This is a genomic window from Tsukamurella conjunctivitidis, assembly GCF_007858475.1.
GTDB classification, from domain to species: Bacteria; Actinomycetota; Actinomycetes; order Mycobacteriales; family Mycobacteriaceae; genus Tsukamurella; species Tsukamurella conjunctivitidis.
This window is the reverse complement of the sequence record NZ_VIGX01000006.1, coordinates 74,965-100,716: the sequence shown is the minus strand read 5'-3', so window position 1 is coordinate 100,716 and position 25,752 is coordinate 74,965. Positions and strand designations below refer to the sequence as shown.

Genomic DNA, 25,752 nt, shown 5'->3' with positions numbered 1-25,752 from the left:
TGGGCTATGAAGGAGGGATGGAATGGGTCGAGCACTTCGAAGACCGAGCGCGACGGCGCCGACCGGACCCGGTGTGGTCCGACGGGGCGGCGCTGCCCCCGGCGGTGATCGCGAGCCTGCAGCGCTTCCAGGTCGGCGAGAGCGGCGACGGCGCCACGCTGTCGGCCCACGCCGAGGCCGCGGGTGATCCGCACTACGCCGCAGCGGTCCGCCTGTTCGTCGCCGAGGAGAACGAGCACGCGCGGCTGCTCGCCGAGCTGATCCGTGCCGGCGGGGGCGAGCTTCTCGACGGGCACTGGTCGGACACCGTCTTCGTGCGCGCCCGCCGCGCCCTCGGCCTCCGCTGCGAGCTCCTCGTGCTCACCGTCGCGGAGCTCATCGCGGTGAGCTACTACGGGGCGCTCGCGCAGTCCCCCGATCCGCTGCTCGCCGAGGTCAGCCGCCGCATCCTGGACGACGAGCAGTACCACATCCGGTTCCAGCGCGACCGGCTCTCCGAGGGCTTCGCCGCCACCCCGGCCGCCCGTCGCCGCGCGATCGGAATGCTCTGGCAAGGCTTCGCCTGCGCCGTGTCGATCGTCGTCGCCGCCGACCACGGCCCCGCGCTGGTGGCCGTCGGCGGGTCCCGCAGGGCGCTGGTGCAGGAGAGCGCCGCGCTGTTCGGCCGCTTCCGGCGGGACGTCTTCGCCCCCGCGCATCCGCGTACGCGAGCGATCGCCGAAGCAGGGCATCGCGCCTGACCAGAGGCTGTTTCGGCCTGTGGATAACCGGTGCATCGGGGCGGTCCACGACACGCGGACGTGCTTGGCTGAGCCGATGCGGCACCGTCTGAACCCGTATCTCACCGTGGTCGTGCGCCCGCCCACGCTCGTGCAGTTGGGCGCCGCGGCGACCGGCGCTCCCGTCCTGCAGCCGCCGCCGTGGCTCGCTCCGGACGCGACCGCGGGGCTGCTCCGATGGTTGCAGTCCTTCCGCACCCCGCGCGAGCTGGAGCGCCGCGCCGCCGACCTCGGGATGACCGCGGCCGACGTCGCCGAGCTGCTCGAAGCCCTGCGCGGTCACCGCCTCCTCGAGGACGAGCCACCCGGCTCGCCGCTGCAGGTGCACTTGCACGGCGCCGGGCCGGTCTCGGACGCCCTGCTCGGCGAACTGGCCTCGCTCGACGCCGTCCGGGTGACCGCCGGGACGGCGCGGAGCTGGACACCGGCCGACCGCGGCGTGGACCTCGTCGTGCTCTCGGACGCCCTCTCCCCCGATCCCGTGCTGGTGGCGCGCCTGATGCGGGAGCGGGTGCCGCACCTGCCGGTGGTCCTGCGCGACGGCAGCGGCATCGTCGGTCCGCTCGTGCTCCCCGGCGCCGGACCGTGCCTGCGCTGCCTCGACCGCACCCGGGCCGACGCCGATCCCGGCTGGCCGACGCTGGCCTGCCAGCTGTTCGGTCGCGCGGGGCGGGCTTCCGCGCAGATCCTGCGGATGACCGCGGCGGTGGCGGCGCAGCAGGTGGCCGCCGTCGCGGCAGGACGATGGGACTCGGCGGACCCGCCGGACGTCCTCGGCTGTACGTTGGAGGTCGAGGGCAGCGCGATCGCCGTCCGACGATGGTTCATGCACCCCGGGTGCGGATGCGGGGTCACCGCCCCCGCCTCCGAGGCTGCAGGTTGACTTCAGGGGGCCAGGTGTCCGAGATCACCCGTGGCAGCGCCAAGCGCACGGCCAAACTGGCGGGGCTGCCGCTGGGGATGGCCAGCCGTACCGCGGTGGGCTGGGGTAAGCGTCTCGCCGGTGCCGACAAGGACGAGGTGAACGCGGAGCTGCAGGCCAAGGCGGCGGAGCAGCTCTTCGAGGTCCTCGGCCAGCTCAAAGGCGGCGCGATGAAGCTCGGCCAGGCCATGAGCGTGATGGAGGCGGCCGTGCCGCCCGAGTACGCGGCGCCCTACCGCGACGCCCTCGCCAAGCTGCAGAACGAGGCGCCGCCGATGCCCGCCGCCACCGTGCACAAGGTGCTCGACCAGCAGCTCGGTACGGGCTGGCGCGACCGGTTCAGCTCCTTCGACGACGAGGCGGCGGCATCCGCGTCGATCGGCCAGGTGCACCGCGGCGTGTGGTCGGACGGCCGCGAGGTCGCGGTCAAGGTCCAGTACCCCGGCGCCGACGAGGCCCTGCGCGCCGACCTCAAGGCGCTGGGCCGGCTCAGCTCGGTCCTCAAGCCGCTCACCCCCGGCGCCGACGTGAAATCGCTGGTCCAGGAGCTCACCGACCGCACGGAGGCCGAGCTCGACTACCGGTACGAGGCCACGAACCAGCGCAAGTTCGCCAAGGCCTTCGACGGCGACCCGAACATCCGGGTGCCGAAGGTCTTCGCGAGCGCGCCCACCGTGATCATCAGTGAGTGGGTCACCGGCCGGCCGCTGCGCGAGGTCATCGCGAGCGGCACCCAGGAGGAGCGGAACGCCGCCGCGTCCAAGCTGACCGAGTTCGAGGTGAGTGCGCCGGCGCGCACCGGCCTGCTGCACGGCGACCCGCACCCCGGGAACTTCATGATCGCGCCCGACGGCCGGCTCATCGCCCTCGATTTCGGCGCCGTCGCCGAGTACCCGGGTGGCATACCACCGGCGGTGGGCAAGATCCTGCGACTCGCGCGCGACGAGGACTACGAGGCCCTCTTCCCGCTGCTCCGCAGCCAGGGCTTCATCCCGCCGCGGCTGGAGATCACGCCCGAGGAGATCCGCAGCTACCTCGCACCCTACGTCGATCCGCTGCGCTCCGAGAGCTTCCACTTCACCCGCAAGTGGCTCATGAAGGCCGCGTACACCGCGACCGACGTGCGCGGAGAGCAGTTCCAGACCGGACGCAAGCTGGCACTGCCGCCCGAGTACGTGATGCTCTTCCGCGTCCTGCTCGGCATGGTCGGCATCTGCTCGCAGATGGAGGCGGAGGCGCCGTACCGCGCCATCGTCGAGCACTGGGTCCCGCTCCTCGACGGCGACGACTGAGCGTCGCCGCACTCACCCGTCGAGCGGGCTCGCCTCGCGCAGGCGCCGCAGCACGTCCAGCGCGGCAGCGAGCGGCTCGCCGTCGACGGCCTCGGACCGCCGTGCGGCCCACTCCGCCCGCGCGGGCTCGATGTCACGCAGGGCGGCACGCCCCCGGTCGGTGAGCGCCACCAGCGGTGCCCGGCGGTCCGCGGCGTTCGCCGACCTGGCCACGAGTCCGTCGCGCTCGAGCCGTTCGACGGTCTCCCGCACGCTCTGCCTGCGCAGCCCCCGGCGCCGCGCGATGTCGGCGACGGTGGCGGCACCGTCGGCCAGCAGGCCCAGCACGCGCCATCCGGCGGCGGTCGTGCCGATCCCCGCGGCGAGCCCATCGCCCTCGGCGAGGAGGACGGCGTTGAGCCGGAAGACCTCGTCGACCAGTTCCGTGAGCAGGTGCGGGCGGTCCATGCACTCCTCCTTATTGACAGGCATCTGTCAATAATCGTAGCGTCGCATGCATGACCGCGTCGATCTCCCGCCTCGTCGTCTCCGTCTCCGCCCTGGGCCCCGCGCTCGCCTTCTACGAGGGACTCCTCGGGCTCCGACTCACACGGTCCGCCGGGGACCTGGCGTGGCTCGTCACGGCGGACGGTGTCGAGGTCATGCTGCACGAGCGCCCGGCGACGCCCAGCGACTCGTCGGTCGCGCTGGGCTTCGCCGTCCCGGACCTGGACACCGTGATCGGGACGTGGACCTCGCGCGGCGGTGCCGTCGTGGATCCGCCCGAGGAACGCCCCTGGGGCGAGCGGATGGCCGTCGTCCGCGATCCCGACGGGCACCTCGTGTGCGTGACGCAGGCCGTCGACTGACTAACCGTCGGTCGGCGTCGAGTGGGCGACGGCCTCGGTCCGGCTCTCGTACAGGTGCGGCGGGAGGCCGCGGTCGGCGAGGTGGTCGGCGAGCTTGAGCCGCAGGAAGGCCGACGTGGTGTACCGGGTCACCGACGCGTAGTACTTGCTGACCCGCCGCACCGCGGTGGCGTACTCGTCCACCAGGTCGGGGCCGAGCACGAAGTTGTCGTAGTTGATCACCACGTTGACCTCCCGCCCGATCTCGGCGAGACGCCGTTCGATCTCGTCCGCGGCGCGCGCCACCTCCTCCTCGGTGCGCACCGCGACGCCCTCGAAGTTCATGAAGAAGAGGTTCCGCTTCTCGTCGTAGCTGAAGCGGGCCTCGAGCGGCACGGACAGCAGGTCCTCGCGCAGCCCCATCGGCTCGTCGCGGAAGATCCGCGCGTCCATGACGGTCGGCGGGGCGTCCATGACGGGCTCGAAGCCCAGCAGATCCAGGACGTCGCGCTGCAGGTCGACGCCCGGCGCGATCTCCGCGAGTTCCATTCCGCGCTCGGTGAGGCGGAAGACGCACCGCTCGGTGATGTACATGACGGGCTGCCCGGACCGCAGGGCGTACTCGCCGGAGAACGTGCGCTGGTCGACGGACGCGACGAACTTGGGGGCCGCCGGACCGTCGGAGGTGTGGACGGCCCCGTCGGAGACCTCGGTGCGCGACGGGGCGAGGAACGTGCCCAGGAAGTACACCGCCTTCGCGTTCTGGCTGATGTTGATGAAGCCGCCGGCACCCGCGAGCCGCGGCCCGAACCGGCTCACGTTCACGTTGCCGTCGCCGTCGGCCTGGGCCATGCCGAGGAAGGCCGCGTCGAGGCCGCCACCGTCGTAGAAGTCGAACTGGGAGGGCTGTGCGAGGATCGCGTCGGCGTTGACGGCCGAGCCGAAATCCGTGCCGCCGGCGGGCATGCCGCCGATCACTCCGGGCTCCGCGGTGAGCGTGAGGTACTCGAGGACCCCCTCCTCCGCGGCGACGGCGGAGACCCCCTCCGGGACGCCGATGCCGAGGTTCACCACCGAATTCGGGCGCAGTTCGAGCGCGGCGCGCCGCGCGATCACCTTCCGGGGGTCGAGCGGGATGGGGTCCGTCCAGCCCATCGGCTGGCGGATCTCGCCGCTCATCGCCGGGTTGTACTGCGATCCCCACGACTGGGTGTGGTGCGCGGGACTGGTCGCCACGACCACGCAGTCGACGAGAGCGCCGGGGATCTTCACGTCGCGCGGGTTCAGCGAGCCCCGCTCCGCGATCCGCTCGACCTGCACGATCACCAGACCGCCCTTGTTGTGCACCGCGATCGCCGTCTCCAGCGCCTCGAGCGTGAGCGCCTCCTTCTCCATGGTCACGTTGCCGCTCGGATCGGCGGTGGTACCGCGCAGGAAGGCGACGTCGAGCCGGTCGAAGGCCTTGTAGAAGAGGTACTCGCGGCCATCGATCTCCATCAGCCGCACGCGGTCCTCGGTCGTGGAGTCGTTGACCTTCCCGCCGCCCTGGCGGGGATCGGCGAAGGTGCCCAACCCGACGTGAGTGATCAGGCCCGGCTTCCCGGCACCGGTGTCGCGCAACAGCTGCGCGATCACGCCCTGCGGCAGGTTGTAGGCCTCGATCTCTCCGGAGAGGGCGAGCTTCTGCAGCGCCGGGGCCATCCCGTAATGACCACCCAGCGCCCGCTTGATCATGCCGTCGTGGCAGAGGTGCACGGTGCCGCGCTCGCCCCGATCGCCCTGGGCCACCGTGAACACGAGCGACAGATCCTTGGGCGAGCCCGAGGCGAGGAAGCGCTCCTCCAGCGCCAGCACGAGCTCCTCGGCGAAGCCCTGCCCCGCGAAACCCTCGAGCACCAGATGGTCGCCGTCGCGGATCAGGCGCACGGCCTCCTTCGCGGTGACGACCTTGTCGCGGATCGGGGACGTCGACGTGGGCATCAGGATGGGATCGATGGGCATCGGATTCCGCCTCTCGCTCGCCCCCGCGCGGCGGGGCCGCGACCGCGGTGTGCGATCGCATTGAGAGGTGTATCACGCCGGGAGGCGCCGTTCGCGGGATTCCGCGACAGCGGTCAGACGAACGCGCTCTTGCCCGTGACCTCCCGGCCCACGAGCAGCGACTGGATCTCCGCGGTGCCCTCGTAGGTGACGAGGGCCTCCATGTCGCAGAGGTGCCGCATGACATGGAAGTCGAGGGTGATCCCGTTGCCGCCCAGTACATCGCGGGCCATGCGGCAGACGTGCCGCGCCGTGACGCTGCAGTAGTACTTGGCGAGGGCGGCCATGGTGTCGGTGACCGCTCCCTGGTCGAGCAGGCGACCCAGCCGGATGCAGTAGAGCTGCATCGCCGTGACATCGCCGAGCATCTCGACGAGCTTGCTCTGCACGCTCTGCGTGGCGGCGATCGGCTTGCCGAACTGCGTGCGGCGCTGCGCGTAGGTCAACGCGATCTCGTAGGCGGCGACCGCGTGCCCCGTCGACGACCAGGCGACCGCGTTGCGGGTGCCCATGAGGACCTTGGAGACGTCGGGGAAGCCGTTGCAGTTCACGAGCCGGCGATCGTCGGGGAGTCGTACGTCATCGAGCACGATGTCGGCGTTCTGCACCATGCGCAGCGAGACCTTGCCGCCGATCTTGGTGGCGCTGTATCCGGGATCCCCCTTCTCCACGACGAACGCCTTGACCTTGCCGTCGCCGGTGTCGCGCGCGAAGACCACGATCACGTCGCACCACGTCGCGTTGCCGGGCCAGCGCTTGAGCCCGTTGAGGATCCAGTCGCTCCCGTCCCGGGTGGCGGTGGCCTCCAGCGCGACCGAGTCGGAGCCGTGGTCGGGTTCGGTGAGCGCGAACGCGCCGACCTTGTCGAGGTTCGCCATCGCCGGCAGCCAGCGCTGCCGCTGCTCCTCGGAGCCGAGGATGTAGATCGACTGCATGGCGAGGCCGACGTGCACGCCGAGGAAGGTGGCGATGCTGCCGTCGATGCGGCCCAGCTCGTAGGAGACCAGGCCCTGCCCGACGGCGGTCATCGGCGTGATGCCGTAGCCGGTCATGGTGTCGCCCACGATCTTCAGCTCGCGCAGTTTCGGCAGGATCTCGAAGGGGAACTCGCCGCGCTCCCAGTAGTCGTTGACGATCGGCAGCAGCTCCTTGTCGCCGAACCTGCGGACCTTGACCAGCAGCGCCTTCTCCTCGTCGGAGAGCAGCGCCTCCATGTCCAGGTAGTCGGTGTCGCGGGAGCGGGCGATGCCCTCCGCCAAGGACTCGGTGGTCTGGTCCGTCATCGGGCGTCCTTACTCTCTGTCGATTCGGCGTGGATCAACTGTGCGCCGCGTCACTGTGCGGTCGCAATGTTTTCGCGAACAACGCCGCGGCGACTTTCCACTCGCCCGTCCCATCGCGGGAGAGCGGCCGCGCGGCGATCATCGCGGCCGCGCGGTCCGGGCCACCCCCGGAAACGAGTGAGCCCCGATCCACTCGGATCGGGGCTCACTGCGCTCAGGCCGCATTCTTCCGCGGCCGGCCGCGCGGGCGCTTTCGCGCGATCACGACGCCCTGCTCGAAGATCTGGCCGCCCCACACGCCCCAGGGCTCGCCGCGCTCGAGGGCGGCGGCCAGGCAGGCGCGCTGGAGGGGGCAGGTCTCGCAGAGGGTCTTGGCCCGCTCGAGGTCCGACGGGGCCTCGGCGAACCACAGGTCGGGATCCCCGGCCCGGCAGGGCACGCGGCTCTCGACGCTGGTCGTACGGGTGATACTGATGGAATCGATGGTGCGGACGACGGGTCGTTCGTCCAGGATGGTCGGCACTTCTGGTCACCTTTCCACCTGCGTTCAGGTGGCCTCGGTAGCGGCGCCCGGTCAGGCGCACGGGATGTTCTGTGGTGAGTGCGCGAACCGTGTGGCGGTCCTCGATCCCCGACGGTGCGAGGGGGACGAGAGACCGCGAATCCACGGGTTCCGCGCGGCGGCGGGTCCCGTGGTGAATGTGAAGAGGAGGGTCCTGGGACCTAACCTCGTCGCAGGGAACACACGGGGCGCGTCAGCGGTTCGTGATCGACGGCGGGCGTCGCCGGCTCCTGGCGCAGTCGCCACAAGCGGGGCGACGTGCCGGGCAGGGCGTGGGAGGCCTCGATACGAACCGCTACGGCTGCGAACACTCCACCCTCTGCTGCGGTGAACTGCTTGCCTGCGTTGATGATTGCGTTGTTCATTTCGTTTGCCTCCTTTCGCGCGCTGGTCAATCACGTTCCGGCGGCGAGGCAGTACCTCGCGCGTCATCCCGTGCGGTCGTGTTCCACAGTATGCGTGCGAAAGTATTCGCACAAGTTATTTTTGACCTGCGCTTTTCCGATTTTCTTCGGTCTCGGCGAGGTCCGTGCCGGGACGCCTCCTCGTGCGTCAGGCGTGCTCGGCGACGAGGGCGAGGACGTCGTCGCCGTACTTGTCGATCTTCGTGGACCCGATGCCGTTGATCCGGACCAGTTGGGCGCGGGTGCGCGGCAGGTGCTCGGCGATCGCGAACAGGGTGGCGTTGGAGAAGATCGTGTACGGCGGCACCTGCTGATCGCGGGCCTGTCCGGTGCGCCAGATCTTCAGCGCCTCCACGAGATCGTCGTTGAGGTCCGACGGGCAGTCCTCGCACCGCGAACGCAGTTTCTCCTCACGGGTGTCGAGGATGCCGCCGCAGACGCGGCAGACGTCCGAGCTGCGGCGCTTTCCCCTGCTGGGTCCGGCGTCGAGCCGCGGCCTACCGGCATCCGCCTGTCCGGCGACGACGTCGAGGAAGCGGGTGCGCTTGCGCGTCTTTCGGCCGCCCTCGTTGCGGGCGAGCGCCCACGACAGGTGCAGATGCTCGCGGGCGCGGGTGACGCCCACATAGAGCAGTCGACGTTCCTCCTCGATCGGCTCGGGATCGCCCTTCGCGATGGCCTGCGAGATCGGCACGGAGCCCTCGGTGAGGCCGACGAGGAAGACCGCGTCCCATTCGAGGCCCTTCGCCGCGTGCAGCGACGACAGCGTCACGCCCTGCATGGTGGGCGGGTGCTTGGCCTCGGCGCGGGCGCGGAGCTCGCCGATCAGCTCGGCCAGCGTGAGGCCCGTCCGCTCCTTCGCGAGGTCGGCGGTGAGCTCGACCAGCGCGCCGAGCGCCTGCCAGCGCTCGAGGGCGCGGGCACCGTCGGGCGCCTCGGTGGTGAGGCCCAGCGGTTCCAACGCGCCCTTGACCAGCGAGAGCAGCTCGTCCCCGGCGACACCGCCGAACTGGCCCGCGCGATCCATCAGCGCGCGGACGGCCTGACCGATCTCGGGACGCTCGAAGAAGGCGCTGCCGCCGCGCACCTGGTACGGGATGCCGGCCTCGGTGAGCGCGGCTTCGTGCACGGCCGACTGCGCGTTGATCCGGTAGAGGATGGCGATCTCACTGGCGGGGACGCCCTGCACCAGCAGTTCCTTGATGCGCTTGGCGACGAGCTTGGCCTCCCCCGGCTCGTCGTCGACCTCGGCGTAGATCGGGGCGGGCCCGTCCGGTCGCTGGCCGATGAGTTCGAGGCGGGTGCCGGCGACGCGGCCCTGCGCCGCGCCGATCACCGAGTTGGCGAGCGCCACGACCTGCGGCGTGGAGCGGTAGTCGCGCTGCAGCCGGACGATCGTGGCGTCCTCGAAGCGGCGGGTGAAGTCGAGCAGGTAGTTCGGGGTGGCGCCGGTGAAGGAGTAGATGGTCTGGTTCGCATCGCCCACCACCGTGAGGTCGTCGCGGTCGCCGAGCCAGGCGTTGAGGAGTTGTTGCTGCAGGGGCGTGACGTCCTGGTACTCGTCGACCACGAAGCTGCGGTAGCGGTCCCGGAACTCCTCGGCCACCACATGGTTGTCCTCGAGGATTGCGGCCGTGACCAGGATCAGGTCGTCGAAGTCGAGCAGGCGGTTGCCGTCCTGGTCGGTCTTGCGCCGCTCGTAGGCCGCGTAGACGTCGGCGACGGTGCCCGGTGCCATCGGGGCGGTGCGCCCCGCGTCCTCGACCGCCTTCGCGTAGGTCTCCGGGGTGACCAGCGAGGCCTTCGCCCAGTCGATCTCGCTGAGCAGGTCGCGGATGGTGTCCGTCTCGGGCCGCAGGTCGCAGTCGCGGGCGGCGCGGCCGATGACGGGGAACTTGTTGTCGAGCAGCTCCCAGCGGGTGTCGCCGATGGCGCGAGGCCAGAAGTAGCGCAACTGCCGCATCGCGGCCGCGTGGAAGGTGACGGCCTGCACGCCCGGCTGCCCGTCGCCCCCGCCGATGCCTAGCCCGCGCAGCCGCGCGCGCATCTCCCCCGCGGCGCGGGAGGTGAACGTGACGGCGAGGACCTGACCTGCGGCGACGTGCCCCGTGGTCACCTGGTGCGCGATGCGGTGCGTGATGGTGCGGGTCTTACCCGTGCCCGCTCCCGCCAGCACGCACACCGGTCCGCGCGGCGCGAGAACCGCCTCCTGCTGCTCCGGGTCCAGTGCTTCGATCACACCGTCGAGTATTCCAGCCGGGTCCGACAGGTCCGGGTCGGGGAAGAACTCCGGGCGCGGCGTGGTTGAGTCATGGCATGAGCCAGCTGACGATGTACACCACCACGTGGTGCGGTTACTGCAACCGCCTCAAGACCGGCCTCAAGGCCAACGGGATCTCCTGGACCGAGATCAATATCGAGGAGGATCCCGCGGCCGCGCAGTTCGTGGAGGGCGTCAACGGCGGCAACCAGACGGTGCCCACCGTGAAGTACGAGGACGGCTCCACCGCCACCAACCCGTCGCTCGCCGACGTGAAGCGCAAGCTCGGCGTCTGACGCCTCCGACCCGACGAATGTCCGGTCATCCGTCTCACCGATCAGTGAGACGGATGACCGGACTTTCCCGTCTCGACCCGCACACCGCCGCGCGACGGCCGCGGGCTGACGACGCGATCACCAGGACGATCCGTCGGGGAATCAGCGGATTCTCGCTCCGCGCTCCCCTGGGGCGTCGCCGATCCGGAATCAGCCGATGTCACACCGGCCCGGCGACCACCGACGGAATGCAGGGATCGCTGTTGAGGAGACCATTGCCGACCCGCATCACGACCGCAGTATCCGGCGCCACCGTGAGCCGCACCGAACGTACGGAGACTCTGCGTGCAGCGGGACGCGCCCGCCCCACGAACCATCCGTTGATCCAGTGCGGGGCGAATTCGACGCACAGCGCGCTCATGACCTACTGCGCCGCCCACGCCTCGGTGATCGCGCGGGCGATGGAGATGGAATTCGGCAGCAGCAGCGGCGCATCGGGGGCGTCGGTGCTCCAGTCGCCGGCGGCGAGCGCGTCGCGCACCTGAGTTCGGCTGAACCACTGCGCCTCGGCGATCTCGCCGTCGCGGAAGTCCAGGGCCGCGTCCCGCGACGCGCGGGCGGTGAAGCCCAACATCAGCGATCGCGGGAAGGGCCACGGCTGGCTCGCGACGTAGGTGATCTCATCGACCTCGATGCCCGCCTCCTCGCGCAGCTCCCGCGCGACGCACTGCTCCAGCGATTCGCCCGGCTCCACGAACCCGGCGAACAGGGAGAACAACCGCTCCGGCCACTGCTGCTGACGCCCGAGTAGGACGTGATCGCCACCGTCGTGCACCAGGGTGATCATCGCCGCGTCGGTGCGCGGGAACTCCTCGCGCCCGTCGGCGGTGGCCCGCACCCAGCCGGCGCGCCCCGGCACCGTCGGCGCACCGTCGACCGGCGCGAACGCCGCCGCGGCGTGCCAGTTGAGGATGCCGAGGGCTTCGCCGAGAAGCGCGGAGTCGACCGCGGAGAGCAGGTGGCCGCGCATCCGCAGATCGGCGCCGTCGAACGTGTCGACGCGCAGCGCGAAGACGATCGCCCCGTCGACGCGCCCGAGGAGGACGGCTTCCGCGGGCCGGGACGGCGCGACCTCGTGCCCGCGGGCGAAGACGAGGTCGGTGTCGTCGAGATCGAACCGGCCGCGCGGGTCGATGCGCAGCACTTTCGCGGTGGCCCACGCCGCGTCCAGCGCGGAGTCGTCGGCGCGCAGTTCGTCGGCGCGGTCGACGTGGTAGCGCGAGAGGAGCGGGGGCACGGTCAGACTGAGCTTCGCCACGCTCATCATCGTAGGCTGACCGCATGATCGAACCGTTCGTGGACGCCGCCTGGGTGCGGGCCAACCCCGGCGTGATCGTCGCCGACACCCGCTGCTACCTCGACGGGCGTTCCACGCGCGAGGCCTACGACGCCGGTCACCTGCCCGGCGCCGTCTACGTCGACCTCGACGGGTACCTCGCCGCGGCCGCCTCGCCCGCTGAGGGGCGCCACCCGTTGCCGACGCCGGAGGACTTCGCCGCGGGACTGTCCGCCGCCGGGATCGGCGACGGCGCGACGGTCGTCGCCTACGACGACGCAGGCGGCGTGATGGCGGCGCGGCTCGTCTGGCTGCTGCGGGCGCTCGGTGAATCGGCGGCGCTGCTCGACGGTCCGCTCGGCCCGCTCGACGATACCGGCGCCGTCGAGCCCGCCCCCGCCACCTTCACCCCGCGGCCGTGGCCCGCGGACCGTCTGGCCTCCATCGACGAGGCGGCCGCCGGCGCGGTCCCCGTGATCGACGCGCGCCCCGCGGATCGGTTCCGCGGCGAGAACGAGACCGTCGACCCGCGGGCGGGACACATCCCGGGCGCGGTCAGCGTGCCGTGCCGGGAGAACGTGGTCGACGGTGCGCTGCTCCCCCGCGAGGAGCTCCGCGCCCGGTTCGAGAAGGCGGGCCTGCGGCCGGGCGAGGACTTCATCGCCTACTGCGGCTCCGGCGTCACCGCCTGCCACGACCTGCTCACCTCCGAGCACGCGGGGTTCACCGGCGGCCGCCTCTACCCCGGAAGCTGGTCGCAGTACGCGGCCACCGACCGGCCCGCCGCGACCGGGTCCTGACGCCCGGCGGGACACTCCCGCTGGTTCAATGGCCGTATGAGCGAGGACCTCCGCTTCGGCGTTGCGCTCGGCGCCGCGACCTCGCGCTCGGCCTGGGTGGAGCGCTGTCGTTACGCGGAGACGCTCGGCTTCGACGTGATCGGGGTCCCCGACCATCTCGGCATGCTCGCTCCCTTCCCCGCGATGATGCTCGCGGCCGAGGCCACCGAGCGGGTCCGCCTCAACACCTTCGTGCTGAACGCTCCCTTCTACAGCCCGGCGCTCCTCGCGCGCGAGGCCGCCACCGTCGACCTGCTCACCGACGGACGGGTCGAGCTCGGTCTCGGCGCGGGCTACGCCGCCGCCGAGTTCGAGCGGGCCGGGATCCCGTTTCCGTCGGCGCGCGACCGGGTGGACCGGGTCGGCGCCACTGCGGCAGCGCTACGGGCGGCCTTCGACGACGCGCAGCACACTCCGCGGCCCGCCCGGCCCGGCGGGCCGCCGCTGTTCATCGCCGGTTGGGGCGACCGGCTGCTGCGCGTCGCGGCGCGCCACGCCGACATCGTCGGCCTCACGGGCGCGCGCACGGACGACGCCGGACGCCTTCGACTCACCACCGAGGCCGACGCCGCGGGGCGTGTCGCACTCCTGAACGACCTGTGGGGAGAGCGTGCGGGCACCGTCGAGATCAACACCGTGATCCAGGCCCTGCTCCCCTCCGGCAGGGGCCGGCCGGAACGGCTCACCGCGCGCGTCGTGTGGGACGAGGAGGCACCGGAGGACTACATCAGCGTGTTGGTGGGCACCCCGCGGGACATGGCGGATCGCCTCCTGGAACTCCGTGCTCGGTACGGCGTCGGCTACTTCACCGTGCTGGACCACAATCTGGAGGCGATGGCCCCCGTCATCGCGCTGCTGCGCGGCTAGCCGGAGGCCTTCACGTCGGCGTTGCGGACGAACAGCAGCCGGTCGCCGGCCTCGACGACCGACACCGCGGGCGAGTCGACGCGGTACAGATTGCCCTTGCGGACCACGCCCAGCACGATGTTCGGCAGGTGCCGCGGCGAGCGCCCCACCTCGACGCGGGTGACCTCGCGCTCGGCGATGTTGAAGCCGTCGCCGGGCGAGAGCAGGTCCTCGATCATCTCCACCACCGACGGGGTGGTGGTCGCCATGCCGAGTAGGCGGCCCGCCGTCTCCGACGAGACGACCACGGAGTCGGCGCCGGACTGGCGCAGCAGGTGCGTGTTCTCGGACTCGCGGATCGAGGCGACGATCTTGGCGCGCGGCGCGAGTTCGCGCGCCGTGAGCGTGACCATCACTGCGGCGTCGTCGCGGTTGGCGCCGATGATGATCGACGCCGCGCGCGGGGCGCCGGCGAGCCGCAGCACGTCGGCCTTCGTGGCGTCGCCGCGGACCGTGACCAGCCCGTCGATCTCGGCGACCTCCAGCGCGGCCTGATCGGTATCGACGACGACGATCTTGCTCGGCTCGATGCCGTCGTTGATCATCGCGCTCACCGCGGTGCGGCCCTTCGTGCCGTAGCCCACGACGATCGTGTGGTTGTGCACAGCAGACCTCCAACGTTGGATCTTGAACGCCTGGCGGGACCGCTCCGTGAGGACCTGGAGCGTGGTGCCGACCAAGACGATGAGGAACAGGATCCGCAGCGGGGTGATCAGCAGGACGTTGATCAGGCGCGCGGATTGGGTGACCGGCGTGATGTCGCCGTAACCGGTGGTCGAGAGGGAGACGGTGGCGTAGTACAGACAGTCCAGGAAGGTCAGTGTCTTCTTGCCGTCGAGTCCCGCCTCGATGGCGGAGTCCCGGTAGCCGTCGCGCTCGAGGTAGACGATGAACACCGCGAGGAACAGGGCGCCCAGGGCCACCAGGACGCGGGCGCCGATGGCGCGCCACGGGTTGGTGGAGTCGCCCGCGGGGATGCGCAGGACGCTGACCAGCGCGTGGTCGGGGAGATCCGTCAATTCGGACTTGCTCCGTCTGCGGAACGTGGTGCGTGCGGACATACCTACCTGGACGATTCGGCGCGAGGAGTGCTGGTCGTTACCCGTCCGGTGTAGCACGTCCGGCGGAGCCGACGTGCAATCTGCCACAATCTTCAGATGGTGTCCACAGACCGCTCCGCCCGCCGTACCGACAAGCTCGCCCGCGGCATGGCGCTGTCCCTCGCCGGAATGGGGGCGCTGCACTTCGTCGCGCCGAAGCCCTTCGATGCGATCGTGCCTCCGAACCTCCCGTTGGGGCTCACGCCCCGCCGCGCCACGCAGCTCTCGGGCGTGGCCGAGCTCACCACCGCCGCACTGCTGGCGTCGCCGACGACGCGCCGCCTGGGCGGTGTCGCCGCGACCGCCCTGTTCGCCGCGGTCTTCCCCGCGAACGTGCACATGGCGCAGCAGTGGTCGGACAAGCCGCTGCCGCTGAAGCTGGGTGCGTACGCCCGCCTGCCCCTGCAGCTGCCGATGATCGTTTCGGCCGTGCGGATCGCCCGCGACAAGGGCGACGCGGACTAGTCCCCGCCGGCGCTCGTGATCAGGGCGCCCAGGCCCGCGTGGTCGAGCAGGTCCGACGGTGCCACCGTCTCCCCCGAGCGTACGTAGAAGAACGCGGCCCGGACGTCGTCGACGGGAACGTCGCGCAGCCGCGCCCACGCGAGCCGGTACGCCGCGAGCTGCACCGCGGCCGCCCGCTCGTCCGCGGGCTCGGTGGGCCGCACGCCCGTCTTCCAGTCGACCACGGTGAAGCCGCCGCCCGGATCGCGGAAGACCGCGTCCATGCGGCCGCGCACGACGGTGCCGGCCGCCGCGATCTCGAACGGGATCTCGATGTCGACGGGCGTCCGTGCCGCCCACTCGCTCTCCTCGAACCGGGCCTGCAGGAGCGCGAGGTTCTCATCGGCGCCGGCGTCGCCGTCGGCCGCGCCGGGCAGCTCGTCGAGGTCCAGCAACCGGGACGCGCCGTACCGCCGCTCGAGCCAGGCGTGGAAAGCGGTACCGCGCCGCGCGTACGGATTCGGTTTGAACGGAACGGGTCGGCGGAGCCTGCTCGCGAACGTGGCGGGGCTACGGCGCAGCTCCACCAATTGGCTCACGGAGACCTCGCGGGGAACGGCGACCTCCAGCTCGGCCTCCGCCTGCCGGGCGCGTTCGGCGAGCAGCGCGGTGACCTCGGAGGCCCAGCCGTACGGGTCGGGCTCCCCGGGATCCGGTTCGGCCACGCCGCCCCGGAGTTCGGCGAGGACCAGCTCGGCCCCGGCGTCGGCGTCGGCACGGTGCGCGCCGAGGAAGTCGCGCGGCCACGGCAGGCGGATCGGCTCGGTCTCCAGCGGGTTGGGCGCGTCCTCGAGCGGCTCGCCGGCCCACGCGGTCACGGCGTCCGGGGCGTGGTCGCGGGCCGCCACCAGGAACCGCGACGGTGCCTTCGGCGTCTTCACGTCCTCGCTCCAATAATGGCCGGACAGCAGGAGCACCGACTGGGTGCGCGTGACGGCGACGTAGAACAGGCGCTCGTCCTCGTGCATGTTCATGCCCTTGAGGGCCTTGCGGTGCGCGTCGAGCGCGTCCTCGAGGTCCTTGCGGTTGTTGCACCCGTCGAGGTCGAGGCGGGGAACGCCCTCGGCGCCGGGAGCGAAGCGAGCGGGCCCGTCGCCACTGCTCTCGACAGGCTCCGCGAGGTCGCCGCGCAGGTTCGGCTGCAGCTCGGCGGGCGTCGATAGCCAGGTGGGGAGCGCCCGGTTCGAGGGGAAGATGCCCTCCGACAGGTGCGGCACCGCCACCACGTCCCATTCGAGGCCCTTCGCCGAGTGCACGGTGAGCACCTGGACCCGGTCGGTGGCGACCTCCACATCGCCCGGGGTCAGGCCGCCCTCCACCTTCTCGGCGGCCGCGAGGAAGGCGAGCAGCCCGGGAAGCGTCGCCGTGGGCCGCTCGGCGTACGAGACGACCACATCGGCGAAGGCGTCGAGGTGCTCGCGGCCGGTCGCCCGGCCTCCGAGCTGGCGGGACGCGCGAATGCGGGTTTCGATGCTCACGCCGAGCACCCGCTCGGCCTCGGCGACGATCTCCGGCAGCGGATGGCCGAGGCGTTCCCGGACGTGCCGCACCTCGCGATCGAGGGAGCGGATCTTCGCCAGTCCGGCGGCGGAGTAGTCCGCCTCGGGACCCGGGTCGGCGATCGCGTCGCCGAGTCCCGCCGCGTCGAGGCTCTCCGACGGCAACGTCGCGTCGAGGGCGGCGTCGAGTTGTTCGGCGGTGGCGACGGCGCCCGCCGCGGCGCGGCCGGTGGTGTGGGCGATCCGTCGCGCCCGGTTCCACAGGGCCCGCAGGTCGGCGGCGCCCAGCTGCCAGCGCGGCCCGGTGAGCAGGCGCATCGCGGCGGTACCGGCGAGCGGCTCGACGGCGAGGCGCAGCAGCGCGACGACGTCCTGCACCTCGGGCGTGTGCAGCAGGCCGCCGAGGCCCACCACTTCGACGGGCACGCCGCGCTCGCCGAGCGCGGCGGCGATGCCCGCGGAGTCGGCGTTGCGGCGTACGAGCACCGCCACGGTCGGCGGCTCCTCGCCCGCGTCGATCCGGCCGCGCCACTGCTCGGCGATCGCGTCGGCGACCCAGTCGCGCTCGTCGATCACCGTGGAGTGCAGCGAGATCCGCAGGTCGCCGGGCGGCGCGTCGGGTCTCGCCTTCAGCTCGGAGACGGGGACGCCGCGGCTGCGCAGGTCCTCCGAGACGGCGTTGGCGAGGCTCAGCGCGCTGGTCGGGTTGCGCCAGCTGGTGAGCAGCTCGCGCCGCGGGGCCGGGTGGCCGTCCGCCTGCGGAAAGTCCGTCGCGAAGCGCGGCAGGTTCGCCGCCGATGCCCCGCGCCAGCCGTAGATCGACTGGATCGGATCCCCCACCGCGGTGACGGCGGCGGCACCCGCGGGGCCGCCGAACAGCGACGCCAGCAGCATGCGCTGCGCGTGCCCGGTGTCCTGGTACTCATCGAGGAGCACCGCCCCGAATCGGGCCCGCTCGAGGCCCGCCACATCCGGGTTCGCGAGGGCGAGCTGGGCCGCGAGGCCCATCTGACTACCGAAGTCGAGCACCTCGCGGGCGCGCATCTCCGCCGCGACGGCCCGCACCAGCGGAATCAACCGGCGGCGCTGCTCCTGCACCTCGGCCGCCTTGAGCAGGGCCGCGTTGGGCGCCGCGCGCTGCCGCGGCCCGGGCGGCAGCAGGCCGATGAGCCGCTCGAGTTCGTCGTCGTCGGCCTCCAGCTGATCGGGCGTGACGAGGTGATCGGCGAGCGCCCCCGACAGGCCCAGCACCCACTCGGTGAGGTTCGCCGGGTTCCGGTCCAGCTCCAGCGCCTCGTCCCAGCCGGTGACCACGTCGTAGGCGATCTGCCACCGCTCCGTCTCGGAGACCAGCCGCACCGAGGGCTCCACGGGCAGGAGCATGCCGTAGTCCCCGAGCAGCCTGCCCGCGTACGCGTGGTACGTACTGATCTCGGGCTCGATGGTGCGCAACGACGCCCGGAGCTCGCCCGTCGGGTCGATCCGGTCGACCACCGGCGCCCCGGCGAGGCGAGCGAGCCGCTTGCGCACGCGGATCATCAGTTGCTGCGCGGCCTTACGGGTGAAGGTCAGACCCAGCACCTGATCCGGCGTGACGTAGCGGTTGGCGATGAGCCAGACGACGCGGCCCGCCATCGTCTCCGTCTTGCCGGCTCCCGCGCCGGCCACGACGAGGCACGGTCCCAGCGGCGCCTCGATCACGGCGCGCTGCTCCTCGGTCGGCGCGAACGCCTGCCCCAGCTCGTGCGCGAGGTCGACCGCGGAGATCAGCGGGGCGTGCGGGAATCCCTCAGTCATCGGTCACCGCCCTCCCCTTGTCTCCCACCGGGCAGCAGGACGCCACCGCGCAGTACTGGCACGAGGCGTTGAGCGTCGCGGCGAACTGCGGGCCGCGGGTACGGCGCGCCGCCTCGCGGATCACGCCGAGCCACTCGTCGACGTCTCCGGGGGTCAGCGCGTCCTGCTCGCGGACGGTCGCCCCGGTCTTGTTGTGCGCCTTGGCGACGTACACCAGCTTGCCGCCGCCCGGGGTCTCGGGCACCCCGTCTATGCCGCCGTGCGCGAGCGCCACCTGGTAGGTGCGCAGCTGCGCCTGGGCCTGGCCCTCCGCCTGCGTGGGCAGGGTGCGCCCGGTCTTCACGTCCACCACGACGGCTCGCCCCAGTGCGTCGCGTTCGAGCCGGTCGATCCGGCCACGGATCCGCACGTCCGGCTCCTCGCCACCGCCCTCGATCACGGCGTCGACGCCGATCTCCACCCCCGCCTCGGTGAGCTCGCCGCGCGTGCCCGCGAGCCAGGCGCGGAAGGACTCCAGCATCTCCTCCGTACGCACGAGCTCCCGCTGCGCGAACCAGTCGGCCTCGAGGTCCACGCGGTCCCAGACCTTCTCGAGCGAGCGGGTCACCTCCTCCTTCGGGATGCGCCCCGCGACGGCCTGCACCAGCGTGTGCACCAGGTTGCCGGTGGCCTGCTTGGCGGAGTCCCCATCGCTGCCGCCGAAGCGCTCGAGCATCCACCGCAGTGCGCACGCCGACAGCGACTCCACGTTCGACGGCGACAGCGCCACCGGCCCGTCCTCGGGCGTCCACAGCGGAGCGTCGGTGCTCGCGCCCGCCAGGCCGTACCAGCTGTCCGGGTGCGCGCCCGGGACACGGTCGGCGGCCAGTCGCGCGAGCTGCCGCGCCGCGTGCGCGCGCTCCTGCGGCTCGCGGTCGGGATCGCAGGCGGCGGCGCGGAGCACGGCCACCAGGGTGCGCAGGTCCAGCGAGGTCGACGGTGCGCTCTCGACCGCGGGCGTGTAGGTCTCCGGGTCCTCGTCGCCCGACGGCGCGATTCCCTGGAGGAACCGTGAGGGCACGAGATCACCGTCGCCGTCCGCGGTGTCGACGGCCGTGATGAGCAGCGTGCGCCGCGCGCGCGAGCAGGCGACGAACAGGAGCCGGCGTTCCTCCGCGAGCAGCGGCAGGGACCGCGACACCGTGGGCAGCGCCGACGGATCCATCCCGTCGAGTGCGTCGAGCAGCTCGTCCGTCCCCAGCAGGCCGCCGCGGCGCCGGAGGTTGGGCCAGCGCCCCTCCTGCACGCCCGCGACCGCGACGACCTCCCACTCCCGCCCGACGGTGCTGTGCGCCGACAGGAGCGTGACTCCCGGCACGGTGGCCTGCCCGCTGCGCCCGCGGGCGCGATCCGACCGCGGGATCTGCAGTTGTTCCAGGTATTCGACGAAGGCGCTCACGGAGGCGGTGGGGAGGGTGTCGGTGAAGTCGGCCGCCGAATCGAACAGCCCCATCACCGCGTCCAGATCGCGGTCCGCCTGGTCCCCCAGCGTGCCGCCGCGCAGCGCGAGCGCGCCCCAGCGGGCGGCGAGGCCGGTGGCGGCCCAGGCGGCCCAGAGGACCTCCTCGACGGTGCCGTGCTCCGCCGCGGTACGCGCCGCTCGCACGGCGGCGAGCACCCGCTCCACGGGCTCGGCCTCCAGCTCCGTGAGCACCGCCTTGTACGGCGCGAACTCCGCGGCGCCGGTGAGGACGGCGGTGAGGATCTCCGCCGACCCGCGGTCCTCGGCGGGGTCGGCGCGACGCACCGCGCGCCGCACCCGGCGCAGCGTCAGCGGGTCTCCCCCGCCGACGGGGCCGGAGAGCAGGGCGACCGCCTCCGCGGGATCGATCCCCTCGGGCGCGACGGCGGCGCGGAGCACGAGGAGGAGCGCGTGCACGGCGCGCTGCCGGGCGAGCGGCACATCGTCGGCGGGGACGGTGACGGGGACGCCCGCGTAGGCCAGCGCGCGGCGCAACGGCGCGATCGACGCGGAGACCGAGCGCACGACGACGGCCATGTCCTCCCACGGCACGCCCCCGAGGACGTGCTCGCGGCGCAGCATCGCCGCGATCGCGTCCGCCTCCTTCGCCGCGGTGGAGAACAGCCGCACCGCGGCGCTGCCGGGACGCGGCCGCTCGGGCGCGACGGCGCCGAACCGGTGGGGCAGCCGCGCGGAGACCCGGTTCACGGCGCCCGCGATCTCGTCCCCGAAGCGGAAGCTGCGCTCGAGCAGCACGTCGCGCTCGGCGGTCACGTCCAGGTTCTGCAGGAAGCGCGTGCTCGCGCCGCGGAAGGAGTTGACGGCCTGATCGGGATCGCCCGCGATCACGGTGAGTTCGGTACCGGTGCCGAGCAGCCGGATCAGTGCCGACGCCAGCGGATCGAGGTTGTGCGCGTCGTCGACGAGCAGGAACCGGATGCGCTCGCGCTGCTGGGCCAACAGCGCATCGTCGGAGGCCAGGGCCGTGACGGCGGCGTCGATGAGCTCGGCCGCGTCCACCGCCGGGGCCACGGCCTGCGGTCCGGCGAGGCCGACGGAGCCGCGCAGCAGCGTGGTCTCCTGGTACTCGCGCAGTGCATCGGCCGCGGCCAGCCACTCCCCGCGGTTGTGCCGGCGCGCGAGCTCCTCGATCTCGTCCGGTCCGGCGCCGCGCTGCGCCGCCTGCGCGAAGAGATCGCGCAGCGCGCCGGCGAAGCCGTGGGTGACGAGCGCGGGTCGCAGCCGCTCCGGCCAGAACGCGCCGCCGTCGTCGAGATTGCCGCGGAGCAGTTCGCGGACGACGGCGTCCTGCTCCGAGCCGGTGATGAGACGCGGCGGCGGGCTGCCGGTCCTGGACGCCTGCAACCGCAGGACCGCGAAGGCGAGCGAGTGCACGGTGCGCACCAGCGGCTCGCCGGAGGCGTGCACGCCCTCGGTGCCGGCGAGCACGCGGGCCGAGAGCTCGCGGCGGAGGGTGGCCGCGGCGCGCTTGTTCCCCGTGAGGATCAGGACGGACTCCGGCTCGACGAAGGGGTCGGTGAGCTTCGCGACCGCGATGTCCACGAGCGCCGAGGTCTTGCCGGTGCCGGGCCCGCCGCGGATCCGGTAGGGCGCCCAGCCGCCCACGTCGAGCGGGAGCTCGCCGGTGGCGGGCGCCGCGAGCGCGGCGATCGGGCCCACCCATTCGCGGACGGGGGGCGGTTGCGGGGGCGTGTACTGCAGGCGCAGCCGTGGCCGACGGTGCTTCCCCGCACCGTCGGCCCCTCGATTCCCGGTTCCGGCGTTCACGCACACCCCCTCTCCGACCGATGTCCGACGATCACATCACAGCCCACTGACAGTCTCGCGACGGCACCGCACAGGGCATGATCGGGACATGCTCAACACTCACGTCTACGGACCGGACGCCCCCGGCGCACCCGTCGTTCTCGCGATCCACGGCGTCACCGGCCACGGCGCCCGCTGGCGGCGGTTCGCCGACGACGAGCTGCCCGGCGTGCGCGTGCTCGCCCCGGATCTGCGCGGCCACGCCCGCTCGGCGTGGGCGCCGCCGTGGCACCTCGAACAGCACGTCGCCGATCTGGTCGAGGTGATCGAGGGGCACGGTGGTGGCCCGGTCGCGGTGATCGGGCACTCCCTGGGCGGCGCGCTCGCGTGCCGGTTGGCGACCGCCCGCCCGGACCTGGTGAGCGCGCTCCTGCTGCTGGATCCCGCGCAGGAGCTGGATCCCGAGATGTGCGGGACGATCGCGGCGCAGACCATCGAGTTCTTCGACTTCACCTCGCCCGAGGAAGCGAAACAGGAGAAGCGGTCCGGGGCGTGGGCGCAGGTTCCGGAGCAGGTCATCGACGACGAGATCGCCGAGCACCTTGTACGCCGCGACTCCGGTCGCTGGGAGTGGGACATCAGCTGCGCCGCGGTCGCGGCGCTGTGGGGCGAACTGGCCCGCGCCGCCGTGGGCGCACCGTCGTCCATCCCGACGGTTCTGCTGCGCGCCGAGCGCGCGCACTTCGTCACCGATGCACAGCTCGCGGCGATGCCGGACGGGGTCGAGGTGGTCACGGTCCCGTCCGATCACATGGTCGCGCAGGAGATCCCGGCCGTGGTCGGCGAGTACGCACGGCGACTGATCGGATAGCGATGGCCAAGGTCACGGAGGAGCAGGTGGAGGCCGTGCGGGCGCTGATCGCGGCGATCCCGCCCGGGCGGGTGCGCACGTACGGCGACATCGCCGACGAGGTGGGCCTGAGCTCGCCGCGGATCGTCGGCTGGGTGATGCGCACCGATGCCTCCGACCTGCCGTGGCACCGGGTCGTCCCCGCCACCGGGCGGCCCGCGGCGCACATCGTGACGGAGCAGCTCGCCCGGCTGCGCACCGAGGGCGTGCTCGCCGACGGCGATCGGATCCCGTTGCGCGATTACCGGCTCTGAGCGAACCTTTCGACGAGCAGGTCGATCACCTCGGGCGCGGTGCCGAGCGGGGCCGCTGCGCCGTCCGCTCCGGCCTCGACGAGACGGGTGTGGAACAGCCCCTCGGCCAGCTGGTACGCGGCGAGGAACACCCGCCGCCCCGGGACGCGGGTGGCCGCGAGCGCGTCGGCCACCGTCGGGGTGCCCGCGGCGAGGAAACCGACCGGAACCGGCCGACCGAGCGCATCGGCCAAGTGGCGGGCCATCGCCCGCACATCGGCACGGGCATCCGGGTCCGACGAGCCGGTCGCGCCGAGCACCACGTCGTCACCGGGCCGCCACCCGGCCTCGCGCAGGCGCCGCAGGAGCGCGCCGACCAGCGCGCGGTCCGGCCCCAACGCCGCGGTGACGGAGACGGCGGTACGGCCGCTCACTGCTACGTGCCGGGGCACGTCGGTACGCACGTGGTACCCGGCGGCGAGGAAGGCGGGCACGAGCACCGTCGGGCGGTCGTCCCCGCGAAGCAGGTCCGACGGTGACGGCCCCCGCACGTCGACGAAGGCCACCTCGACCGGGCCGGTCCGGAGGGCAACGGCGTCCGCGATGGCGCGGACCGTTGCGATGCCGGTGTTCGAGCGGGTGCCGTGGGCGACGAGGACGCGCCGCTCCGCGGGGCCTCCACTCAGAGCAGCCACCGGCCGATCTCGACGATGTGCTCGAGTCCGGGCAGTGCCTCGGCCTCGGAGCGGGGGTGCACCGCGTGCACGGCCAGCCGGAAGATCAGTGCGCGCAGCACCATCTGCGGCCACTCGGGCAGGTCGCTCCACCGCATGAGCAGGTTGTCGTCGGCGCCGCCCCAGGACAGGCCGTCGACCGCGACGACCGCGGCCGCCCACGCCGCGGGGCGCCAGTACGGCGTGAAGTCGGTGATGCCGGGGGCGGCGGCACCGGCGAACAGCACCGAGCTCGCCAGGTCGCCGTGGACGAGCTGGGGGGTGGACTCCACCGGCGTCCGCAGGGCCGCGAGCTCGGTGACCAACTCGACCGCGCGCTGCCGGTGCTCCTCCGTCTCGTCCAGGGCTCCCAGCTTGCGGGCCATCGCGAGGGGCTTGTCCTCCCACGCGGCACGGTCGGCGAAGCCGAAGTAGTCGACGTCGGTGAACGGCGCGACGACGGGCGAGGCGAGGAAACGCGGCCGCTCCAGCTTCGCCGTCACTTCGTGCAGGCGGTTCGCCATGGAGATGATCTCGTCGAACCGCGGCTCGGCCGAGCCGGCGATGAAGGTGTCGGCGCGCCAGCCCGAGACCACGTAGCGGCCGTCGGTGGCGCGGAACGGACGGGCGAGCCGCATGCCCTCGACGTAGAGGTCCTCACGCACCTGCGCGGACCACGCCGCCCGGGCGTGGTCCGCGATGAGCGAGAGCACGACCTCGCCACAGCGCCATCCGCCGTCCCATTCCGCACCGAGTGCGATGGGCTCGGTCTCGTCCAGGCCGAAGGTGGACAGGACGTGCGCGGGGGGCTCGACGGGGCTCACCCTGTGAAATCTACCCGCGTGCGCGCGCTGAGGCCGCTAGGCGCGGCCCGGCTCGACGAGGAGGATCGGGATCAGGCGGTCCGTCTTCTCCTGGTAATCGGCGTACGGCGGGTACGCGGCGACGCCGCGCGCCCACCACTCCTCGCGCTCCGCGCCGTGGATCTCGCGCACCGGCCCGGACACCACGGTCGTGCCGTCCTGGACCTCGACCTCGTCGTTCGACAGCAGCGCCGAGTACCAGACGGGGTTGTCGGGCGCTCCGCCCTTGGACGCGAACGCCGCGTACGCACCGTCGTGCTCGACCCGCATCAGCGGGCGGCGGTACAGCTTGCCGGACTTGGGGCCGCGGTAGGTGAAGACCACCACCGCCATCCCCGCGACGTCCACCGACGCGGTGGTTCCCGTCTCGTCGATCTTCGCCAGCTGGTCCGAGACCCAGCCGGCCTTCTCCGTTGCGTATTCACCTTCGAGGGCCATGCCACCACCCTAGAACGATCTCCGGGACAATGGCGGGTGTGCCAGACTCCCGCCCCGTCGTGACCGTCTCCGTCCAGTTCCCCGACCTGTCGGCCGCCGAGTTCGACGGCGTCCGCGCCCGCCTCGTGCAGGGCGGCCCCGGCCGGATCGTGGTGCCGCACGAGGCGCACCGCTGGTACACCGCGTCGTCGGACCCCGAGACGGTCCGCGCTCTCGTATCCGCGCTCCGGGCGGTCGTCGAAGGCCGGCGGCTCTCCTTCGACGACGAGGAGGCGCTCGACGATCTGAGCCAGGAGTACGCGGACTGGCTCGAGGAGTCCCAGGAGCGCGACGACGCGGACCCGGGCCCGATCATGAGCTTCTCGGTGCACCTCCCGGCGCTGGGAAGGGACGAGTTCACCGCGCTCGCGGAGTCGCTGCGCGCCGAGCACCCCCGGCGGATCGTCCTCGGGGAGCAGCGGGGCCTGAGCCATCACGAGTTGTCGGAGCGGTCCCGCATCGCCGCGCGGGTGCCGGGGATCCGCGCCGCCCTGCGGGGCGAGCCGGTGGGCGGCGTCGACGCCCTGCCCCTGATCGCGCTTCTGAACGACTACGCGGGCTGGTTGTCGGGCGCCGCCGCGGACTGATTCACCGGATCGCGGCGACGGTGCATTCCTGCGACTTCGTTTGAACGCCTTCGGGCGCTCGACCCCGGCGCTACCG

Annotated in this window: 24 protein-coding genes; 11 read left to right on the top strand and 13 right to left on the bottom strand. The window is 72.4% G+C overall.

What is annotated here, in order from left to right; genetic code table 11:
• Positions 1–17 precede the first annotated feature (17 nt).
• The 3 genes from FK530_RS12640 to FK530_RS12630 all read left to right on the top strand — a co-directional run bounded on the left by FK530_RS12640 (position 18) and on the right by FK530_RS12630 (position 2,993).
• On the top strand, positions 18–740 hold the full coding sequence (locus FK530_RS12640; protein ID WP_191834050.1) for a ferritin-like domain-containing protein: 723 nt from the start codon (positions 18–20) through the stop codon (positions 738–740).
• Between the two features lie 76 nt (positions 741–816).
• Positions 817–1,662, top strand: a complete 846-nt coding sequence (locus FK530_RS12635) for a hypothetical protein (protein ID WP_146487389.1) — start codon at positions 817–819, stop codon at positions 1,660–1,662.
• Between the two features lie 14 nt (positions 1,663–1,676).
• Entirely contained in the window at positions 1,677–2,993 is a 1,317-nt protein-coding gene (locus FK530_RS12630) for an ABC1 kinase family protein (protein WP_146487388.1), read from the top strand.
• A gap of 12 nt (positions 2,994–3,005) precedes the next feature.
• On the opposite strand, the gene FK530_RS12625 is transcribed toward FK530_RS12630, so the two are convergent.
• Positions 3,006–3,440: a MarR family winged helix-turn-helix transcriptional regulator gene (locus FK530_RS12625; RefSeq protein WP_146487387.1), complete on the bottom strand. Its 435-nt coding sequence runs from the start codon at positions 3,438–3,440 to the stop codon at positions 3,006–3,008.
• 50 nt (positions 3,441–3,490) lie between these two features.
• Between FK530_RS12625 and FK530_RS12620 the strand changes: the two genes are divergently transcribed.
• A complete protein-coding gene (locus tag FK530_RS12620) occupies positions 3,491–3,841 on the top strand; it encodes a VOC family protein (protein WP_146487386.1) in 351 nt (116 codons plus the stop codon).
• Here FK530_RS12620 and FK530_RS12615 read toward each other — a convergent pair whose 3' ends face one another.
• From FK530_RS12615 to FK530_RS12600, 4 genes are all read right to left on the bottom strand, one after another.
• Entirely contained in the window at positions 3,842–5,821 is a 1,980-nt protein-coding gene (locus tag FK530_RS12615) for an acyl CoA:acetate/3-ketoacid CoA transferase (protein WP_146487385.1), read from the bottom strand.
• A gap of 113 nt (positions 5,822–5,934) precedes the next feature.
• On the bottom strand, positions 5,935–7,143 hold the full coding sequence (locus FK530_RS12610) for an acyl-CoA dehydrogenase family protein (protein WP_146487384.1): 1,209 nt from the start codon (positions 7,141–7,143) through the stop codon (positions 5,935–5,937).
• Positions 7,144–7,357: 214 nt separating this feature from the next.
• Positions 7,358–7,627, bottom strand: coding sequence for a WhiB family transcriptional regulator (locus tag FK530_RS12605; RefSeq protein WP_166443288.1), 270 nt, complete (start codon positions 7,625–7,627; stop codon positions 7,358–7,360).
• Positions 7,628–8,257: 630 nt separating this feature from the next.
• Complete coding sequence (locus FK530_RS12600; RefSeq protein WP_146487382.1) at positions 8,258–10,348, bottom strand: ATP-dependent DNA helicase UvrD2; 2,091 nt, start codon at positions 10,346–10,348, stop codon at positions 8,258–8,260.
• Positions 10,349–10,425: 77 nt separating this feature from the next.
• Between FK530_RS12600 and FK530_RS12595 the strand changes: the two genes are divergently transcribed.
• On the top strand, positions 10,426–10,665 hold the full coding sequence (locus FK530_RS12595) for a mycoredoxin (RefSeq protein WP_146487381.1): 240 nt from the start codon (positions 10,426–10,428) through the stop codon (positions 10,663–10,665).
• Between the two features lie 199 nt (positions 10,666–10,864).
• Here FK530_RS12595 and FK530_RS12590 read toward each other — a convergent pair whose 3' ends face one another.
• Positions 10,865–11,065 carry a hypothetical protein gene (locus FK530_RS12590; protein ID WP_146487380.1) on the bottom strand — a complete coding sequence of 67 codons (201 nt, stop codon included), beginning with the start codon at positions 11,063–11,065 and terminating at the stop codon, positions 10,865–10,867.
• Between the two features lie 3 nt (positions 11,066–11,068).
• On the bottom strand, positions 11,069–11,971 hold the full coding sequence (gene nudC, locus FK530_RS12585; RefSeq protein WP_146487379.1) for an NAD(+) diphosphatase: 903 nt from the start codon (positions 11,969–11,971) through the stop codon (positions 11,069–11,071).
• A gap of 14 nt (positions 11,972–11,985) precedes the next feature.
• Between nudC and FK530_RS12580 the strand changes: the two genes are divergently transcribed.
• Both FK530_RS12580 and FK530_RS12575 read left to right on the top strand, forming a co-directional pair.
• Entirely contained in the window at positions 11,986–12,780 is a 795-nt protein-coding gene (locus tag FK530_RS12580; protein WP_146487378.1) for a sulfurtransferase, read from the top strand.
• 36 nt (positions 12,781–12,816) lie between these two features.
• Positions 12,817–13,686: a TIGR03621 family F420-dependent LLM class oxidoreductase gene (locus tag FK530_RS12575; protein WP_146487377.1), complete on the top strand. Its 870-nt coding sequence runs from the start codon at positions 12,817–12,819 to the stop codon at positions 13,684–13,686.
• Here FK530_RS12575 and FK530_RS12570 read toward each other — a convergent pair.
• On the bottom strand, positions 13,683–14,786 hold the full coding sequence (locus FK530_RS12570; protein ID WP_146487376.1) for a potassium channel family protein: 1,104 nt from the start codon (positions 14,784–14,786) through the stop codon (positions 13,683–13,685). The two genes, FK530_RS12575 and FK530_RS12570, sit on opposite strands and share 4 nt — an antisense overlap.
• 96 nt (positions 14,787–14,882) lie before the next feature.
• Between FK530_RS12570 and FK530_RS12565 the strand changes: the two genes are divergently transcribed.
• Complete coding sequence (locus FK530_RS12565) at positions 14,883–15,290, top strand: DoxX family protein (protein ID WP_146487375.1); 408 nt, start codon at positions 14,883–14,885, stop codon at positions 15,288–15,290.
• Here the strand turns inward: FK530_RS12565 and FK530_RS12560 are convergent.
• Positions 15,287–18,625: an ATP-dependent DNA helicase gene (locus FK530_RS12560; RefSeq protein WP_146487374.1), complete on the bottom strand. Its 3,339-nt coding sequence runs from the start codon at positions 18,623–18,625 to the stop codon at positions 15,287–15,289. The genes FK530_RS12565 and FK530_RS12560 overlap by 4 nt on opposite strands.
• The gene (locus FK530_RS12555; RefSeq protein WP_146487373.1) at positions 18,618–21,914 is read right to left on the bottom strand and encodes an ATP-dependent helicase; all 3,297 of its coding nucleotides are present in this window, start codon (positions 21,912–21,914) and stop codon (positions 18,618–18,620) included. Before FK530_RS12555 ends, FK530_RS12560 begins: the two co-directional genes overlap by 8 nt.
• Positions 21,915–22,002: 88 nt before the next feature.
• On the opposite strand from FK530_RS12555, the gene FK530_RS12550 reads away from it, so the two are divergent.
• Both FK530_RS12550 and FK530_RS12545 read left to right on the top strand, forming a co-directional pair.
• Positions 22,003–22,764 carry an alpha/beta fold hydrolase gene (locus FK530_RS12550; protein WP_146487372.1) on the top strand — a complete coding sequence of 254 codons (762 nt, stop codon included), beginning with the start codon at positions 22,003–22,005 and terminating at the stop codon, positions 22,762–22,764.
• Positions 22,765–22,766: 2 nt separating this feature from the next.
• Positions 22,767–23,057, top strand: a complete 291-nt coding sequence (locus tag FK530_RS12545) for an MGMT family protein (protein WP_146487371.1) — start codon at positions 22,767–22,769, stop codon at positions 23,055–23,057.
• On the opposite strand, the gene FK530_RS12540 is transcribed toward FK530_RS12545, so the two are convergent.
• From FK530_RS12540 to FK530_RS12530, 3 genes are read right to left on the bottom strand one after another with little or no spacing between them, the layout of a single operon-like run.
• Positions 23,045–23,731: a sirohydrochlorin chelatase gene (locus tag FK530_RS12540; protein WP_146487370.1), complete on the bottom strand. Its 687-nt coding sequence runs from the start codon at positions 23,729–23,731 to the stop codon at positions 23,045–23,047. The two genes, FK530_RS12545 and FK530_RS12540, sit on opposite strands and share 13 nt — an antisense overlap.
• On the bottom strand, positions 23,719–24,573 hold the full coding sequence (locus tag FK530_RS12535) for a TIGR02569 family protein (RefSeq protein WP_146487369.1): 855 nt from the start codon (positions 24,571–24,573) through the stop codon (positions 23,719–23,721). The genes FK530_RS12540 and FK530_RS12535 overlap by 13 nt, the downstream gene beginning before the upstream one ends.
• Before the next feature lie 36 nt (positions 24,574–24,609).
• Entirely contained in the window at positions 24,610–25,050 is a 441-nt protein-coding gene (locus tag FK530_RS12530; protein ID WP_146487368.1) for a nitroreductase/quinone reductase family protein, read from the bottom strand.
• A gap of 38 nt (positions 25,051–25,088) precedes the next feature.
• Between FK530_RS12530 and FK530_RS12525 the strand changes: the two genes are divergently transcribed.
• Positions 25,089–25,676, top strand: coding sequence for a hypothetical protein (locus tag FK530_RS12525; protein ID WP_146487367.1), 588 nt, complete (start codon positions 25,089–25,091; stop codon positions 25,674–25,676).
• The last annotated feature ends 76 nt before the right edge of the window (positions 25,677–25,752 follow it).